The sequence below is a fragment of the Natrinema pallidum DSM 3751 genome (assembly GCF_000337615.1).
Taxonomy (GTDB): Archaea; Halobacteriota; Halobacteria; order Halobacteriales; family Natrialbaceae; genus Natrinema; species Natrinema pallidum.
On sequence record NZ_AOII01000070.1, the window covers coordinates 1 to 2,424 of the forward strand.

Consider the following 2,424-nt stretch of genomic DNA (forward strand, 5'->3'; position numbering starts at 1 on the left):
CCATCAGAGATGTGTATAAGAGACAGGGCCGGGATTCGTCGTCAGTTGGCCGAACGCGACCGGACGGACCGATCGCTCGACGAACTCGAGCGGACCGTCCAGACCCATGCGGAGACGACGCGAGCGGTCGCCGCGGGCGATCTCACCCGGCGGTTCGAGCGCCCGGGTACCCACGAGTCGCTCGACGAGTTGGCCGACAACTCCAACGCGATGCTCGCGGAGATCGAGGACACTTTCGGGACGCTGAAGTCCTTTTCCGGCGAGGTCGTCACGTACAGCCGCGAACTCACGACCAGCATGGAGACGGTGCAGACGGAAGGCGAACGCACGAGCGAGGCGCTGACCGAGGTCGTCGCGGACAACAGGGAACAAAACGAGCAGCTGCGGACCGTTACGGCCGAGATGGAGAACTTCTCGACGACGGTCGAGGAGATCGCTGCGACCGCCTCCGAGGTCGCCGATACCGCCGACCGGACCGCACGCGTCGGCCGGCAGGGGAGCGAGGCCGCGGGCGATGCGATCACCGGCATGGACGTGATCGACACCGAGACCGAACGAACCCTCGAGGAGATCGAGGGGCTCGAGGCCGAGGCCGAACGGATCGACGAACTGATCGAGTCGATCAGCGAGATCGCCGAGCAGACCAACATGCTGGCGCTGAACGCCAACATCGAGGCGACCCGTTCGGACGGGACCGGCGGCGAAGGCTTCGGCGCGGTCGCCGACGAGATTCAGACCCTCTCCGAGGAGGTCTACGACTCGGTCCAGACCGTCGAAAAGCGCCTCGAGGGGCTCAAGGAGCGGGCGATGGCCGCCGCCGACGAGGTCCGGACCAGCCGCAGTCGGATCGAGGGCAGCGTCGCCGACGTCGAGGACGCCGCGACCGCGCTCGAGGAGGTCGCCGGGCTCGCCGAGGAGACCAACGACGGCGTTCAGGAAATCTCCGCGGCGACCCAACAGCAGGCGTCGACGACCCAGCAGGTCGTCGTGCTGGTCGAGGACGCCGCCGAGACGAGCGCGACGACGGCAGCGACTTCGGCGCGAGCGGCCCGCCGGGCGTCGGCCCAGGCGGAGGCGCTCTCCCACGTCGCCCGGAGCGCGACCGTCCTGACCGAACAGGCCGGCGAGTTGAACGCACAGCTCGTGGCCTACGACACCGAGAGCGGCTACGACCTGCCGGAGCCACGGATCGCCGACGACATCGATCCGGAGGCCGTCTCGACGGCCGACGCGACGCCGGAGACGACCGGCGACGGCGGCACCGCGTCTCGATAGCGACGACCCGACCGACGGCGGCCATCGGCTCGCGGCCACGTTCCGAACCGTCGTCCGATAACGTCTATTGGTTTCGTTTACCTCCTCTCGAAAGGTCCAAAGGTTACAGACAAGAGTCAAGGCCATCCCTGGATTATCGGGGATGGATGGCGTATTCCTTCGGGTCGCGGACCGATCACGACCTCGAGTTCTCCGCGAGCGAACTCACGGGTGCGCTAGGGGATTCGGTTACGGTCCTGCCGCTGCTGGTCGCGCTCGGGGCGACGACGAGCGTCTCGCTGCCCCACGTGCTGGTCGGGTTCGGCGTCTTTCAGATCGTCTGGGGGCTCTACTACGGCCTGCCGCTGTCCGTCGAACCGATGAAGGCGCTGCTCGGGCTGGCGGTCGTCGGCGCGCTTTCATACGCCGAACTGGCCGCGGCCGGACTGCTCGCCGGCGGGGTCCTCCTCGCCGTCGGGCGACTCGGACTCGTCGGTCGGCTCCAGCGGGTGGTCGGCGAGCCGGTCATCCGCGGCGTGCAACTCGCCGTGGCCTTGCTCCTGCTCGAGGCGGCGGTCGACCTCTCGATCGGTGATCCGCCGATGGCGGTGGGCGGGCTCGCCGTGGTCGGCCTGCTGGCGCTCGTCGGCTACCGGCAGGCGAGCGTGCTGGTCGTACTCGGGCTCGGAGCGGTCGCGGCCGTCGCGGCGGCCGGCGTTCCGACGCCGACGCTGCCGGAACTCGCGGTGTTTCCAGCCGGATCGCCGTCGTTCACCGGGGCCGCCGTCGAGGGGACCGTCGCCCAGTTGGGAATGACGGTCGGCAACGCCGCGATCGCGACTGCCCTGCTCTGTGGCGACCTCTACGACCGGGAGGTCTCGGCGGACGCGCTCTCGACGAGCATGGGCGTGACCTGCCTCGCGGCGATCCCGCTGGGCGGCGTCCCGATGTGTCACGGCAGCGGCGGCCTCGCCGGCAAGTACGCCTTCGGCGCGCGAACCGGCGGCGCGAACGTCCTGCTCGGCATCGGCTACCTCGCGCTCGCGCCGGTCGCCGCCGGGGCCGTACTCGCCGCCTTCCCGATGGCAGTTCTGGGCGTGTTGCTCGTCGTCGTGGCGCTCGAGTTGGCTCGCGCGGCGGTCGCGGCCGTCGCCGATCGTCGATCGCTCG

At 69.7% G+C, this 2,424-nt stretch carries 2 protein-coding genes; both read left to right on the forward strand.

The window, feature by feature from the left end; all coding sequences use genetic code 11:
• The coding region (locus tag C487_RS10925) for a methyl-accepting chemotaxis protein (RefSeq protein ID WP_049908090.1) at positions 1-1,275 on the forward strand (1,275 nt) is incomplete at its 5' end.
• A 146-nt stretch (positions 1,276-1,421) separates the two neighbouring features.
• The coding region (locus C487_RS10930; RefSeq protein ID WP_006185816.1) for a putative sulfate/molybdate transporter at positions 1,422-2,424 on the forward strand (1,003 nt) is incomplete at its 3' end.